The following is a 16027-nucleotide window of genomic DNA, read 5'->3' as shown; positions in this document are numbered from 1 at the left end:
GTTATGGGGTAAAAAGCCATATACTCCCCAAAAAATGTGTTTTCTATAGAAAATATCGGCGCTATCGCTGACGATGCTCTCGTTCATATTTTTGCAATGGAACGAAAAAAGCCCTCTTGTGAAACAAATGGCGCAACCTGATATAGTAGTCCTAATCAGAACGAATATTCCATTGCGACGGGTTACTAAGTGCGATGGAAAGTCAGATCTGATCAAGATCAATCTCTTATCGAAAGCCAGTAATGTCCGATTTAATTCAAAAATTGAAATGGCGCTATGCGACCAAAAAAATGAACCCAGCCAAGGCGGTGCCACAAGAAAAAGTGGACCGTATTCTTGAAGCGATTCGCCTGACCGCAACTTCCAGTGGTTTGCAGCCATACGAAGTGCTGGTGGTGACGAATGCAGAAATCCGCGAAAAAATCAAAGCCATCGGCTGGAATCAGGCGCAGATCACTGAAGGCTCGCATCTGCTGGTGTTTGCCGCATGGGATAACTACACAGCCGAACGCATCAACATGATGTTTGATCTGACCAACGATGAGCGCGGATTCAAAAACGAAGGATGGGAAAACTATCGCAACATGCTGTTGTCGACTTACCCAGCACGTGATGCAGAAACGAACTACCAGCACGCTGCGCGTCAGGCTTACATTGGCCTCGGCACTGCACTGGTTGCGGCAGCCGAAGAACAAGTCGACAGCACACCGATGGAAGGTTTTGATCCAGCCGCGCTGGACGAAATCCTCGGTTTGCGCGCCAAAGGCTTGCGCAGCGTCGTGATCCTGCCATTGGGCTATCGCGAAGAAGACAAAGACTGGTTAGTCAATCTGAAAAAAGTCCGCCGTCCGACTGCAAAATTTGTCACCGAAGTCAAATAATCCATTTTGACGGAGCATCCGCATTGCTGTGAAAAGCATGCAGATAAAATAAAAAAAGCTGCGATTTTCATCGCAGCTTTTTTTATTTATCACAGTTCCTGTAATGGAACATCAAACCCGGGGATGTACACTTTGTACGGCGTGCAAACAGATAACAGACATTGGGTGAATTTAATTTCCCTGCAGATTTGTGATAATTTTAAACGGCCGGTATTCGCCAATTTTAGGGTCAAAAACGTCTTTGGTTTCGAACGAGATTTTCACAGTTTTGCCAATCAGGGTTTTGTATGAAGCGGCCAGATCCAGATTACTGTTCACCTGCGTCAACCAGATATATTTACTGACTTTTCCAGATGCTTCCTGCAAAGAAAATACGACAAAGTTGTCCGCTTCAACCTTATTGATTTTTCCGCTGACAGAGCCGCGTGCCTCTATCGCATCAGATGTTAACTTTATCAATGTCGCGGGGCATACGGATGCCATTCGTGCACCGACAAGCTCGCCCGTTTTTTGCCCATCTTTCATGGGATTATTCATATCAACCTGATGATCTTTCAGTATTTTCAGTTTGTCGTCCGGAGTAGCTGATTGCAATATGCAAAATCCTACCTGCATCGTTATCGACTGCTTATTGATATTTTCCGGAAGTTTTTCTACGCATTCGCAAGAGCGCTTTGCCATTGCATCGAGATAATCCTGCGCGTTGACATTGTGTACGGTGGCAAATGATAACAAAGCGGATAAGAGAAATTTCATCATAAAAATAAGTGTCCAGAAGTTGGAAAATGACAGTAGAAATAGCGTGGTAATGTGAATTTTACAATGCGACTTGTATGTTCAGATAAATATTTGCTGAGAATGGCGTCTGGCGTCGCTGTCACGTGTTGATCTATTCACCCACGTTACGTCGATACCGACGCCATGTTTTTCTGCTGCCAATATCTCTGTTCTCACACAAAGCAAATACAGCACTTGACTTCGTTCCACTCATGCCCATTTTGTATGAGGTATGCAATCAGCATGCAAGCATATTCCGCAGGGCTGGGCTGACAGGTATTTGCGGCCAGAGATGACGTTGAATGAAATGGAGCGCAAATATGGGGTGGTTGTTATTCATTACGGTGGCATTGATCTTGGGCGTATTCGTTGCGCCGCGCGCCCGGCTGCGGTACGTGTTGTCACGGGCGTTTCCTTTGAATTATTCAAAAATTCTGCGTAAAAATCTGCCTGTGTACAAACACATGCCAACGGATTTGCAGATGCAGTTAAAGCGCCGCATACGCAAGTTTTTATATCAGAAGACCTTTGTCGGTTGTGATGGTCTGGTCATCACCGATGAGATCAGGGTCACGATTGCAGGTAAAGCCTGTCTGCTGTTGCTGAATCGTGCCTCGGACGTGTATCCGCAACTGACGCATGTGCTGGTGTATCCGTCCGCATTTGTCGCGCCGCGCAAAGAGATGCATAGCGGCGGGGTGGTGACGCATACCAATCAGGGACTCAGCGGTGAATCCTGGAGCGATGGTCGAGTGATTCTGGCCTGGGATCAGGCGGCGCATAATGCTGAGACGGAAACGCGTGGGCAAGATGTGGTGTTGCACGAATTTGCGCATCAGCTCGATAGCGAAACTGGTAGTACAAATGGCGCACCGGCACTGCCGAATGCGGCGGCCTATCAGGCGTGGTCGCAAGTGATGGCGGCAGAATTCGCCCAGTTACAGCAAGCGATACAGTCGTATCACCCGCATGATCATCTACACCATCAGCAGCCTTATCCTGAAGTGATAGATCCTTACGGCGCGACGAATCCGGCAGAATTTTTTGCCGTCACCACCGAAGCATTTTTCAAGAAGAGTGCGGCACTGGCTTTGCATCATCCGGCCTTATTTGCGCAATTGAAAAGCTACTACTGCGTTGATCCGCGTGAGTGGGTCTGAGTGGGTTTTAGTGACTATGCGTGATTGGATGTAGATGTAAAAAAAGGGACGCGATGTGCGTCCCTTTTGACATGCTAAGCCATCACCATCAGTCTTAAACAGCGGCTTCCAGAAATTCTTGCTGCTCCAGCCAGTCGGCTTCGATCTGGGATAATTCTTTCACCAGATAAGCCTGATCCAGCAGCAAAGTTTTCAGCTTTTCTTTGTTGGCGTCGCTGTAGATATCGCTGTCTTCGAGTTGGACATCGATGTCTTTCTTTTTGCTATTGAACTTGGCCATTTCGTCTTCCAGACGTTTGATACGTGCCTCGATAGGCTTGCGGACATTCGCCAGACGCTGACGTTCCTCCGCATCACGTTTGCGCTGTTCCTTATCATCAACCTTGGCAACCGGAATCGATTTGGCGAGCGGCAGGCTGGCTTCTTTCTTTTCTTTTTGTGGTAATGCCGCAGGCGCGGCGGCTTTTTCCAGTTTGTTTTTAAATAGCCAGTCTTTGTAGTCGTCGAGATCGCCATCGAATGGCTGCAGTTTGCCATCGGCGACGATGATGAATTCGTCGGTGGTCGCGCGCAGCAAATGCCGGTCATGCGACACCACCACCAGCGTGCCTTCAAACTGTGCCAGCGCATCGGTCAGGGCTTCGCGCGTTTCCAGATCCAGATGGTTGGTCGGTTCATCGAGCAGCAGCAGGTTAGGGCGTTGCCAGACGATCATCGCCAGCGCCAGCCGGGCTTTTTCACCACCTGAAAATGGTTTGATCGGGCTGGTGACCATCGTGCCAGGGAAGTTGAAACCGCCGAGGAAATTACGTAATTCCTGCTCACGTACATCCGGCGCAATATGGGCAAGATGCCATAAAGGGGATTCGTCGTGGCGCAGCATTTCGACCTGGTGCTGGGCAAAATAGCCGATCGACAGACCTTTGCCAGTTTGCATGGTGCCATGCAGTGGCGGAATATCGCCGACGATGGTTTTAATCAGCGTTGATTTACCGGCGCCATTCACCCCGAGCAAACCGATACGCTGACCGATTTGCAGAGAAAATTTCACATCGCTGACGATGCATTTTTCTGTGAAGCTGTGATCGGTTGCCGATTCGATGCGATAGCCGCAATCGACATCTTCCATCACCAGCATAGGATTCGGTGCGCTGAGTGGTTCGCGGAATTCAAATGAAAATTCAGCGGCAGCCCGCAGCGGCGCTAATTCTTCCATCTTCGCTAACGCTTTGATCCGGCTTTGCGCTTGTTTTGCCTTGGAGGCTTTGGCAGCAAAGCGGCTGATGAAGGATTCCAGATGGGCGCGCTTGCGGTTTTGTTTCTCTATCGTTCCCGCTGCCAGAATCAGCTGCGCTGCGCGTTGACGTTCAAATGCTGAATAGTTACCGGAATAGCGTTTGAGTTTGCGTTCATCGATATGCACGATGACATTCGCCACGCCATCCAGAAAATCGCGGTCATGCGAAATGATGATCAGCGTACCGGCATAGCGTTTCAGCCAGTCTTCAAGCCAGATGATGGCATCCAGATCCAGATGGTTGGTCGGTTCATCGAGCAGCAGTAAATCCGATTTGCACATCAGCGCCTGCGCCAGATTGAGGCGCATACGCCAGCCGCCGGAAAAACTGGCGACGGATTCTTCGAGTTGCTCGAGTTTGAAGCCAAGGCCGATCAATAATTGTTCGGCGCGTGAACGCACAGTGTAGGCGTCGGCATCCGCCAGTGAGCCGTACAGATTACCAATGGCGATGCCATTGTCGTGGCTTTCAGGCTGGGCTTCGAGTTCGGCTAATTCGGCTTCGAGTTTGCGTAAAGTGACATCGCCATCAATCGCGTAATCAATCGCGCTGCGTTCGAGTGGCGGGGTTTCTTGCGCGACGTGGGCGAGTTGCCATTTGGCCGGAAATTCTATGCTGCCCTGATCCGGATGCAGCTCGCCGCGCAACATCGCAAACAAACTGGATTTGCCCGCGCCATTGGAACCGATCAGGCCGATTTTGTCGCCGGGATTGAGCGTGACATCGACGCTATCGAATAAAGGCTTGGTGCCACGGGCGAGAACGACTTGCTGCAAACGTATCATATAAACTTAAAATAAGGGGAGTATGTTGCTTTTTGCTGTAATTGTCAGCGTAAATAAAGGGCTTTTAAATATACTCCGGGGAGTATATTTAAGGCAAAAAGCGGGCAGAAAATACTGTATCCGCTTTTCGCGCTTGTTGTTACTCAGATCCGGCGTTGCTGCGATTAGCCCGCCTGCATCTGTATGGCAAACGCCGCCAGATCGCGTGCTTCGGCCAGAAATACCATATCGTCACCGGCACTGGTGGATAACCAGGTCATATTCAGACCGGCAAAAGCGGCTTCGGCAAACGCACGTTCATTGCCGATTTCTACCATCAGCAAACCATTCTTCGTCAAGCGTTGCGCCGCACCGGCGACAATTTTACGCACCAGATCCATGCCGTCATCGCCACCTGCGAGCGCAATCTGTGGCTCATGCAGATATTCTTTCGGCAGTGTATTCATCGAGCCGGAATTCACATACGGTGGATTCGTAATGATCAGGTCGTATTTTTTATCCGGCACATTGGTGTACAGATCGGATGCGATCAGCGTGATGCGATCCTGCAATTCGTATTTGCTGACATTACGTTCGGCAACGGCCAGCGCATCGGCTGAAATATCAATCGCATCGACATGCGCGTTCTGGAACATGTCCGCCAGCATGATAGAGAGGCAACCGGAACCCGTACAGAGTTCGAGTATGTTGCTGATATTGTCGGGATCGCTGACCCATGGTGAAAAGTGATCAGGAATTAATTCAGCAATGAAGGAGCGCGGCACGATCACGCGCTCATCGACGTAGAAATTATAGGTGCCCAGCCATGCTTCGTTGGTCAGATACGAGGCTGGCACGCGATCCGTGGCGCGGCGTTCTATCACGCGCAGGGCGACGTCGATTTCTGAGGTCAATAAATTGGCGTCTAAAAACGGCTCAATTTTATCCAGCGGCAGATGCAGTGTATGCAGCAACAAATAGGCGGCTTCGTCCAGCGCATTGCTGCTGCCATGACCAAAAAACAGTTGTTCTTTGGTGAAGCGGCTGACTGCATAACGCAACAAATCGCGCAGGGTTTTAAAAGTAGAGGCGGGTGTTGTCATAGGATTCTTTCTTGCCATGGCATCGCCTGAATGGTGTCGTTGTCGTTGTCGTGACGTGTTCAGTCGGATGCACGGTGATTTTCTGCTGAAATTACTGGAATTTATTTCAGCAGATTTTCTAAAGTACGGCGGTAAATATTTTTTAAAGGGTCGATATAGCGTAATTCTACGTGTTCATCGATTTTATGAATGCTGGCATTCGGCGGCCCGAACTCTACCACTTGCGGGCAAATTTTGGCAATGAAACGGCCATCGGACGTACCACCGGTGGTCGATAATTCAGTCTCTATGCCCGTTTCGGCGCGAATCGCATCTGCCAGCGCATCACTCAGGTTGCCTTTTGGCGTCAGGAAAGGATGACCGCCGATAGTCCATTTCAGATCATAACTGAGACCATGTTTATCGAGAATCGCATGCACCCGTTGCTGCAGGCTTTCCGCGGTGCTGGCGGTGCAAAAGCGGAAATTGAAATCGATGACAGCGTCACCCGGGATCACATTCGATGCGCCAGTGCCAGAATGCATATTCGACATTTGCCACGATGTCGGCAGGTAATATTCATTGCCTTCATCCCAGACTTCCGCCACCAGTTCTGCCATTGCCGGTGCGAACAGATGGATAGGATTTCTGGCTAATTGCGGATAGGCGATGTGGCCCTGCACACCTTTGATTGTCAGTTTTCCCGACATGGTGCCGCGCCGGCCATTTTTGATGGTGTCGCCCAGCACATCGACAGAGGTTGGTTCGCCGACGATGCAGTAATCCAGCTGCTCGCCACGGGCTTTGAGCTTTTCGCAAACAACGACCGTGCCATCGGTGGCTGGGCCTTCTTCATCGCTGGTGATCAGAAATCCTATCGAACCCTGATGATCAGGATGGGCGGCGATGAATTCTTCGGTCGCCACCACAAAGGCGGCAATCGAGGTTTTCATATCAGCCGCACCACGTCCATACAATTTCCCTTCCCGATGGGTCGGCGTGAACGGGGCTGATTGCCATTGCGCCACCGGGCCGGTCGGCACGACGTCGGTATGGCCAGCGAAGACGACCAAAGGCTGAGTATTGCCGCGACGTGCCCAGAGGTTGGTGACGTCGCCGGATTGTATGGTTTCGCAATGAAAACCCAGCGGTTCTAACAGGGAAATCAGCGTGCGCTGGCAACCTTTATCTTCGGGGGTGACTGAATCCAGTGCGATCAGTTGTTCGGTAAGGGCGAGGGTTTTACTCATCATTATTTTTTAAAAATATCTTCAAACTGTGCGGTGGAAAAACCAACCGATACATGTTGTATTTGCTGCCCCTGACTGATTTGCAATACCGGGCGTTTGATCAGCGATGGATGGCTCAGCATCAGGCTGATCGCTTGTTCACGATTGCTGGCAGCGTTTTTTTGTTCATCACTCAGCGCACGCCAGGTTGTACCTTTGCGGTTGATCAGCACATCCAGATTCAGATGCTGCAACCACTGTTCAATCGTGCTCTGATCCAGACCTTGTTTTTTAAAGTCATGGAAAACAAAATCAATTGCCTGTTCCTGCAGCCAGACGCGGGATTTTTTCACGGTGTCGCAATTCGGAATGCCAAAAACTGTGACTGAATATGTGCGGCTTTGTGTCATGTTGCGTGTATTGGCTTTATGCGTTCAGGGTAAATTCAGTGAAAGATGCTTCTTCTCTTTCTTCTGGCTCTGGCTCGGGTTGTGGCTGAGGCGTGCCTGAGGCTTCGTTATTCAGCAGCCACAACAGGTTATTGGCGGAGTCAGCATTTGCCAATCCTTCTTCTTTACTGATCAGACCTTGTTTAATCAGTTTCATTAATGCCAGCTCAAACGTTTGGGAACCCGGCGACAAGCTCTTTTCTATCGCTTCTTTGATTTGGAAAATATCGCCTTTTTCTATCAGCTCGGAGACATAACGGGTATTAAGCATGATTTCGATCGCGGGACAGCGGCCGCCATCAGTCGAGCGAATCAGGCGTTGAGAAATAATCGCCCGGATAGAGGACGCCAGATCAAGCAATAAGGCTGAGCGGTTTTCCATAGGGAAAAAACTGATGATACGGTTCAGCGCCTGGTAACTATTGTTTGCATGCAAGGTCGCCAGTACCAGATGGCCGGACTGCGCATAGGCAATCGCCGACATCATGGTATTCAGATCGCGAATCTCACCAATCAAAATACAATCCGGTGCCTGACGTAAGGAATTTCTTAATGCCGTTTCAAGACTGTCGGAATCGGTGCCGACTTCGCGCTGATTGACGATCGATTTTTTACTGTGAAACAGGTATTCAATCGGATCTTCGATGGTCAGGATGTGGCCTGTTTTGACTTCATTGCGGTAATCCAGCATTGAGGCAATGGTAGTCGATTTACCTGAGCCAGTCGCACCGACAACCAGGATCAGGCCGCGTTTTTCCATGATCAGTTCGGGTAATACAGGCGGTAAATTCAATGTGTTCAGCGCCGGAATATTTCCCGGTACAAAACGGAATACAGCTGAAAAAGAACCACGTTGGCGAAACGCGGAAAGACGGAAACGTCCGATACCCGGCGCACCGATACCGATGTTGAGCTCATTGTCACGCTCGAGTGCCGCGAGGTGTTCTGCGGAAACCACCTCTGCCAACAAAGACAGAATATTTGCCTGATCCATTTTTTGCTGATTAATCGGCAGCAGGTTGCCGTTAATCTTCAAATGCACAGGTGAATTGATGGCAAAAAACATGTCTGAAGCATGTTTTTCTTTCATCAGCTGAAATAAACGTTCCATTGCCGCCATGATGATTCCTTTTCTGAGAGTAAATTAGCCGGACCACCATCGTGACCCGGCTAATTTCTTCTTTCAATAAATGGTAAGACTCAAACCTGTTTATTAGTCAGTCCGTCAACGAATTAAGCGCCGCGCAATAATTCATTGATGCTGGTTTTGGATCGTGTTTGTGCATCAACGCGTTTAACGATCACCGCGCAATACAGACTGTATTTGCCATCCGCCGACGGCAGGCTACCGGAAACAACAACAGAACCGGAAGGAATGCGGCCATAGCTGACTTCGCCAGTGGCGCGATCGTAAATCTTGGTTGACTGGCCGATATACACACCCATGGAGATCACGGAGTTTTCTTCGACGATCACGCCTTCGACGATTTCAGAGCGGGCACCGATGAAGCAGTTATCTTCGATGATGGTCGGATTTGCCTGCATAGGCTCCAATACGCCACCAATACCGACACCACCGGATAAATGCACGTTCTTACCGATCTGAGCGCAGGAACCGACGGTAGCCCAGGTATCAACCATCGCACCTTCATCCACATACGCACCGATATTCACATACGAAGGCATTAGTACCACGTTTTTAGCAATGAAACTGCCACGGCGGGCCACTGCTGGCGGTACGACGCGGAAGCCGCCTTTAGCGAAATCTTCGGCTGTGTAATTCGCAAACTTGGTTGGTACTTTATCGAAGAACTGCATGTGATCGCCGGATGGCATGCAGATATTGTCTTCCAGTCGGAACGACAGTAATACCGCTTTTTTTACCCATTGATTGACATGCCATTGACCATCGATTTTTTGCGCAACGCGCAGACTGCCGGCATCCAGTTCGCTCAGTACGTGCGCAACAGCATCGCGGACTTCTGCAGGCGCAGATTTTGGCGAGAAATTAGCGCGGTCTTCCCATGCCTGGTCGATGATTTGCTGTAATTGTTGTGTCATGGTGATCTTCTTTTGAAAAAATGAATTGATGTAAAAATATTTTTTAAAATGTGCGTGTATCTGTGTGCTTGGTGTATTCGGTATTATTCTCTGGCCAGGTCTTTGCAAAACGCAACGATGCGCTGCGCTGCTTCAAGACATTCGCCGACTTCCGCGACCAGCGCCATGCGTATGCGGTTTTGTCCCGGATTGATGCCATGCGCTTCGCGGGCGAGATAACTGCCAGGTAAGACCGTCACATTATATTGTTGGTATAAGCGTCGTGCGAATTCGGTGTCGCTGATACCTTTCAGGTGATCAACTTTGGCCCATAAATAAAAGGCGGCATCGGGTAATTGCACATCCAGCACTTCTTGCAACAGTGGTGTGATCTGGGCAAACTTTTTGACATACTTGGCGCGGTTTTCTTCCACATGGGTTTCATCATTCCATGCTTCTACCGATGCGGCCTGTATCATCGGGCTCATTGCACTACCGTGATAGGTGCGATACAGCAGGAATTTTTTAATAATTTCCGCATCGCCAGCAACAAAACCGGAGCGCATGCCAGGTACGTTAGAGCGTTTCGATAAACTCGACAGAGTGATCAGTCGTTGGTAATCAGGGCGTCCCAATAGCTGCGCCGCCTGCAAGCTACCTAAAGGTGCTTCTTCCTTAAAATAAATCTCGGAATAACATTCGTCAGCCGCAATCACAAAACCATAGCGATCTGATAGCTCAAATAATTCTTTCCAGTCGTCCAGATTCAGCACGGCACCCGTAGGATTGCCCGGGGAACAGATAAACAATAACTGCACACGTTTCCAGATGTCTTCCGGAATGCTTTTGTAATCCGGGGCAAAATTGCGTTGCGGATCCGCATTCGCAAAATACGGCTCTGCGCCGGACAAATAGGCTGCACCTTCATAAATCTGATAAAAAGGATTCGGACACAATACCAGTGGCAGCCCGTCCTGACATTCTTCTGTATTAATGATCGTTTGCGTCAGCGAAAATAAGGCTTCACGTGAACCATTCACCGGCAAAATCTGTGTCGCCGGATTGAGTGCCGGAATCGCATAACGACGCGCAGCCCATTCTGAAATCGACTTACGTAACGCATCAGAACCAGTCGTTGCCGGATAACTTGCCAGCCCAGCCATATTGGCGATCAGTGCCTGTTTAATGAATTCAGGCGTAGGGTGTTTCGGTTCACCTATACCAAGGCTGATGGGCGTGTAAGCGGGATTGGGCTTGACATCAGCAAACAGGCGTTTGAGTTTCTCAAAAGGATACGGTTGTAACTTGGCGAGGTGAGGATGAAAGTGCATTTTTAGATTCGTTATCAATACGGAAAAGTCTCAGGTCGCTGCCTTAGTGAAGCAATATTTTGAGGCAATATTTGCTTTCACCGGATTCATTGCGCAATATCATGACCAGCATACGTTTGCCTGATACTGAATTGACAGAATTTCGTATTATAGCCTTTGCCAGATTCTTCAGAGGCAGGCTTTGAGGATATTTCATCACGCTAATTTGTAAGAATTCTCACAAAATAAAGTTAAAGTTAGCGATTTCTTAAACTTCAGGCATGAAAATTCCACAGATCAAATGGTATGATGCTGGGCTGATAGTCAGGTACTGGCAAGGCTTGGTGGTAGTGCCTTGCAAGGTGTCTGAGAGCAGTGACGGGTTTGTCTGCAAACGATAATAATATTTCATTAAGTGCGATTAACTTCTATTAAATTGTCGGGATTCAAATCTTTCGTTGAACCCACTCATTTTCAGGTGCCAGGTCAGTTGGTCGGTGTTGTCGGGCCAAACGGCTGTGGCAAATCGAACATCATCGACGCGGTGCGCTGGGTGCTGGGCGAATCAAAAGCATCAGAGTTGCGCGGCGAATCCATGCAGGACGTTATTTTTAACGGTTCCACCCACAGAAAGCCTGCTGGTCGTGCCTCAGTCGAATTAGTGTTTGATAACAGTCTGGGCAAAGCGGCGGGGCAATGGAGTCAGTATGGTGAAATCGCCGTTAAGCGGACACTGACCCGGGACGGCACTTCCACTTATTACATCAATGGTCAACCGGTTCGCCGCCGCGATATTCAGGATATTTTCCTCGGTACCGGCCTCGGGCCGCGCGCCTACGCGATCATTGGTCAGGGCATGATTTCGCGGATCATCGAAGCGCGCCCTGAAGAATTACGTATTTTCCTCGAAGAAGCCGCCGGTGTTTCCCGCTACAAAGAGCGTCGCCGCGAAACCGAGAACCGCATTCACGACACGCATGAAAATCTGGTGCGCGTCGAAGACATTTTGCGTGAACTGAACAATAATCTGGAAAAACTGGAAGCGCAGGCAGTGATCGCGAATAAGTTTCACGAGCTGCAATCGGATCAGGAAGAAAAACAAAAATTATTATGGCTACTGCGTAAGAATGAAGCCGCCAATGAACAAAAGAAATATTTTGCTGAAATAGAAAAAACTCAGCTCGATCTGGAAGAACAAACAGCTAAGTTGCGTCATGTAGAGCTCGAACTCGAGCAAATGCGTCAGGCACATTATGCGGTCGGCGATCACATGCATCAGGCGCAGGGGCATCTGTATCAGACGAATGCTGAAATTGGCAGCCTTGAGGCGCAAATCAAGTTTGTGATCGAATCGCGTAGTCGTCTGCAATCGCAGCTTCACTCCCTGACTGCTCAGCGTGATCAGTGGCAACGTCAGAGTCATCAACTGCAAGACGAGCTTTCAGAGGCCGAAATTCAGGTCGAAGAACTGGCGATGCGCGCTGAACAGGCATCGGAAACGGCGCAATCTCAACAAGATACTCTGCCTGCGATGGAGCAGGTGTGGCGTGAGTCGCAGCTGAAAACAACCGAGTCCCGTGCCCGGATTATGCAGATGCAGCAGCAGATTGAACTCGAATCTGCGCATCAGCGTAATGCCTCGAACATTCTGAACACGCTGGCGTCGCGTAAAGAGCGCCTGATGCAGGAAAAACAGGGTCTGGCGATGCCAGACTCCAGTCATCTGGATAATTTGTCTTTCCAGCTAGAAGAAAAAAAACAAATGCTGGAAGAGTTGAGTATGCAACTCGAAGAAGCACTGGAACGTTTGCCTGTGCTCGAAGACGAACGCAAACAGGCGCAGCAGCAGGTGAATCAGGATGCCGCTGAATTAGCGCAACTTGAAGCACGCCTGCTGGCATTAAAGCAGTTGCAGGAAAAAGTGCAGATACAAGGGAAAGTGCAGCCCTGGCTGGAAAAACACGAACTTGGACGCTTGCCTAAGCTATGGCAAAAGCTGCATATTGAAGCTGGCTGGGAAACGGCGCTGGAATCTGTCTTGCGTGAGCGTACCGCCTCGCTGGAGATGTCCAATCTTGATTGGGCAAAAGCATTTTTTAATGATGCGCCGCCAGCAAAACTGGCAGTGTACAGTCCGCAGATATTGGCAGATCAGCCGTTGGCGGCTCCTGGTTTAAAACCTTTCATCAGCCTGTTGCAGTTGAACGATGCCGGTATCCGCAGTCTGATGCAGGACTGGTTACATCAGGTTTACGTCGCTGAAGACGTCGCGTCTGCCTTTATTGATCGTGCGAAGTTGCCGCCGGGCGCGTCCTTTATTACTAAGCAAGGCCATGTGATTTCCCGCTCCAGTGTGCGTTTTTATGCCTCGGATTCCGAGCAGGATGGCGTGCTCGGGCGTCAGCAGGAAATCGACAATATCAGTAAGCAATGCCGTGCCAGACAATTGCTCGCAGATGAAGCGAAAGCGCGCTCGGTTCGTGCTGAATCTGTGTATAGCCAGGCGACGCAGCAGTTGCAGGAATTACGTCAGCGCGTTGGCACACTGACGCAAACAACGCACAGTCTGCAAATTGAATACATGAAACTGGCTGAAGTGCAGGAGCGTTTTAATCAGCGCAGCACACAGATCAGCACTGATCTGGCCGAAATCGCCGCGCAGGAAAGCGAACAACAACAGGCCAGAGCCGAATCCGAGCAAAAATTTGAAATGCTCGATATGGAACTGGCCGAGTTGCAGGAGTCGCATGAAGAAGGGCAGACGGCGTATCTGGAAAAAGAACAGCAGTTGAATCAGGCGCGCCAGCGTTTGCGTGATCTTGAACTGGCGGCGCAGGAAGCTGCTTTCGCTGAAAAATCGCACCGCAGTAAAATGGAAGAAATGCGTCGCAATATTGCGACAGCGCTGGAGCAATCTGCGCAATTATTTGCCAGCATGCAGCAAGGTCAGCTGGAGCTGGAATCGATGGACGACCAGACCGCGCAGGCGGGTTTGCAGGATTTGCTGGATCGTCGCAGCGATCAGGAACGTGCTCTGGCGGATGCTCGGCATGAGCTGGATCAGCTGACGCAGCAATTACGCCAGTATGAAGACAATAAAGCGCAGACAGAACGCGGCTTGCAGCCACAACGCGACCGCATCGTCGAATTGCAATTGAAAGAGCAGGCAGCGCGCCTCGCGCAAGAACAATACGACGAACAATTGCGCAATTTTGAAGTCGATGAAGCCGCATTGTCAGAGAAACTGCATGCAGATCTGAAACCTTCTTATTTGCAAGGTGAGGTGACGCGTCTGAATAATGCGATTGCGGCGCTGGGCGCAGTGAATATGGCGGCACTCGATGAACTGGTGCAGGCGAAAGAGCGCAAAACATTCCTCGATGCACAGCATGCCGATCTGACCGAAGCAATTACCACTTTGCAAGATGCAATCCAAAAGATTGATATTGAAACGCGTGAATTGCTGCAAGATACCTTTGATAAGGTCAATCATCACTTTGCTGAGCTGTTCCCGATTTTATTCGGTGGCGGTCAGGCGAAACTGATCATGACCGGCGACGAAATTCTGGATTCCGGCGTGCAGGTGATGGCACAGCCTCCGGGCAAAAAGAATGCGACGATACATCTGCTGTCCGGCGGCGAAAAAGCCTTGACCGCGACGGCGCTGGTATTTTCTATGTTTCAGCTCAATCCGGCTCCCTTCTGTCTGCTGGATGAGGTGGATGCGCCTTTAGATGATTCAAACACTGAGCGTTTCTGTAATATGGTGAAACGCATGTCGTCCAATACCCAGTTTTTATTTATCTCCCACAATAAGATTGCAATGGAAATGGCACAGCAACTGATTGGTGTCACCATGCAGGAACAGGGGGTTTCCCGAATTGTGGCGGTGGATATGGAGTCCGCCGTCAATTTTGCTACTGAGGCTCAAGCAGCATGACAGATCTACAATTAAGTTTATTAGCTATCAGCGGTACTTTGGTCGTTGGTGTGGTCGCCTTTAATAAATGGCAGGAATACAAAGCCAAGAAAACCGTCGAAAATGCATTCGATGACGGGCAGGATGACGTACTGCTCAATCCTGATCTGCCCGCAGACGTCACGCAAAGACATGAACCTGTTTTTGCTGATGAAAACATCCCTGTTACTCGCCCGGCAGAACCGGTATTGACAGACAGTGTTGAGTCGGAACTGGCTGCAGAAGTCAATGAGGATGCGAAAACAGTTTCTGTCGAAAAAGAATTGCCGGTTGATGAACTGATAGATTGCGTGATTCCGCTTGAATTTGATACGCCTGTCCGTGGCGAAAAAATTCTGGCAGAAATCGCAGACCTTAAGTATGTCGGTAAAAAGCCAGTGCATTTCATTGGTCAGACCCATAGCGGCGAGCGCGACGTAATCGCCATCGGCGGTGCGTACACTACCTTGTTCGCAGGCATACAGATGGTCAGTCGTAGCGGCGCCTTAAATGAACTGGAGTATTCAGAGTTCGTCATGAAATTACGTGCGATTGCCGATAACCTGAATGCCCACCCTGATATTCCAGACATGAATTCCGTGATTTCTCATGCGCGTGAATTACACCAGTTCGTGGCTGAACACGATGCACAATTGAGTGTCAATGTGGCTGCCACCGGCGCTGCTTGGGCACTTAATACGCTGATCGCTGCTTTGGAAAAAATGGGATTCGATCAGCGTCCGGATGGGCGCCTGATGATGCCGGATGGTGATGGCGGCAGTCTGTTTACCTTGTCAACCAATGTCGGCGTCAGCGAAGCCTTAACATCGCGCCTGACCTTGTTGCTGGATGTGCCTTGCGTTGCGCCGTCCCGCGATGGTTTCGGTGCGATGGCAGCGTGCGCCCGTTCATTGGCGACCCGCCTTGGCGGCACGGTCGTGGATGATGGCAATCAGCCTATTTCAAAAGCAGCCCTGGATGAAATCGCTGGACAGGTCAATGAATTCTATGCAGCGATGGCAGAGGCGCAGATTCCTGCCGGTTCAGTACGCGCGCAACGTTTATTCAGTTAAGCTGGC

Annotated in this window: 12 protein-coding genes; 4 read left to right on the top strand and 8 right to left on the bottom strand. The window is 49.8% G+C overall.

Annotation, left to right across the window (positions count from 1 at the left end; translation table 11 throughout):
- Positions 1-242: 242 nt before the first annotated feature.
- A complete protein-coding gene (locus tag Undi14_RS12300) occupies positions 243-881 on the top strand; it encodes an NAD(P)H-dependent oxidoreductase (RefSeq protein ID WP_186897371.1) in 639 nt (212 codons plus the stop codon).
- 171 nt (positions 882-1052) lie between these two features.
- On the opposite strand, the gene Undi14_RS12295 is transcribed toward Undi14_RS12300, so the two are convergent.
- Complete coding sequence (locus tag Undi14_RS12295; protein WP_200180567.1) at positions 1053-1640, bottom strand: hypothetical protein; 588 nt, start codon at positions 1638-1640, stop codon at positions 1053-1055.
- A 320-nt stretch (positions 1641-1960) separates the two neighbouring features.
- Here Undi14_RS12295 and Undi14_RS12290 point away from each other — a divergent pair, with 320 nt between their 5' ends.
- The gene (locus tag Undi14_RS12290) at positions 1961-2818 is read left to right on the top strand and encodes a zinc-dependent peptidase (RefSeq protein WP_234030576.1); all 858 of its coding nucleotides are present in this window, start codon (positions 1961-1963) and stop codon (positions 2816-2818) included.
- A 94-nt stretch (positions 2819-2912) separates the two neighbouring features.
- Here Undi14_RS12290 and Undi14_RS12285 read toward each other — a convergent pair whose 3' ends face one another.
- The 7 genes from Undi14_RS12285 to dapC all read right to left on the bottom strand — a co-directional run bounded on the left by Undi14_RS12285 (position 2913) and on the right by dapC (position 11011).
- The gene (locus Undi14_RS12285; protein WP_200180566.1) at positions 2913-4901 is read right to left on the bottom strand and encodes an ATP-binding cassette domain-containing protein; all 1989 of its coding nucleotides are present in this window, start codon (positions 4899-4901) and stop codon (positions 2913-2915) included.
- 164 nt (positions 4902-5065) lie between these two features.
- On the bottom strand, positions 5066-6001 hold the full coding sequence (gene prmB / locus Undi14_RS12280) for a 50S ribosomal protein L3 N(5)-glutamine methyltransferase (RefSeq protein WP_234030575.1): 936 nt from the start codon (positions 5999-6001) through the stop codon (positions 5066-5068).
- An 83-nt stretch (positions 6002-6084) separates the two neighbouring features.
- Positions 6085-7212 (bottom strand): succinyl-diaminopimelate desuccinylase, encoded by a 1128-nt coding sequence (gene dapE / locus Undi14_RS12275; protein WP_200180565.1) that lies wholly within the window; start codon positions 7210-7212, stop codon positions 6085-6087.
- Between the two features lie 2 nt (positions 7213-7214).
- Complete coding sequence (locus tag Undi14_RS12270; RefSeq protein ID WP_200180564.1) at positions 7215-7601, bottom strand: arsenate reductase; 387 nt, start codon at positions 7599-7601, stop codon at positions 7215-7217.
- A gap of 16 nt (positions 7602-7617) precedes the next feature.
- On the bottom strand, positions 7618-8760 hold the full coding sequence (locus Undi14_RS12265) for a PilT/PilU family type 4a pilus ATPase (protein WP_234030574.1): 1143 nt from the start codon (positions 8758-8760) through the stop codon (positions 7618-7620).
- Positions 8761-8873: 113 nt separating this feature from the next.
- Positions 8874-9701 (bottom strand): 2,3,4,5-tetrahydropyridine-2,6-dicarboxylate N-succinyltransferase, encoded by an 828-nt coding sequence (gene dapD / locus Undi14_RS12260; RefSeq protein ID WP_200180563.1) that lies wholly within the window; start codon positions 9699-9701, stop codon positions 8874-8876.
- Positions 9702-9784: 83 nt separating this feature from the next.
- The gene (gene dapC, locus Undi14_RS12255; protein ID WP_200180561.1) at positions 9785-11011 is read right to left on the bottom strand and encodes a succinyldiaminopimelate transaminase; all 1227 of its coding nucleotides are present in this window, start codon (positions 11009-11011) and stop codon (positions 9785-9787) included.
- A gap of 394 nt (positions 11012-11405) precedes the next feature.
- Between dapC and smc the strand changes: the two genes are divergently transcribed.
- Entirely contained in the window at positions 11406-14930 is a 3525-nt protein-coding gene (gene smc / locus Undi14_RS12250; RefSeq protein ID WP_200180559.1) for a chromosome segregation protein SMC, read from the top strand.
- Positions 14927-16021 carry a cell division protein ZipA C-terminal FtsZ-binding domain-containing protein gene (locus Undi14_RS12245; RefSeq protein WP_186885356.1) on the top strand — a complete coding sequence of 365 codons (1095 nt, stop codon included), beginning with the start codon at positions 14927-14929 and terminating at the stop codon, positions 16019-16021. The genes smc and Undi14_RS12245 overlap by 4 nt, the downstream gene beginning before the upstream one ends.
- Positions 16022-16027: the final 6 nt, after the last annotated feature.

The sequence above is a fragment of the Undibacterium sp. 14-3-2 genome (assembly GCF_016595265.1).
Classification (GTDB): Bacteria; Pseudomonadota; Gammaproteobacteria; order Burkholderiales; family Burkholderiaceae_D; genus Undibacterium; species Undibacterium aquatile.
The sequence above is the reverse complement of the archived record's forward strand: the minus strand, read 5'-3'. Positions and strand labels throughout refer to the sequence as shown.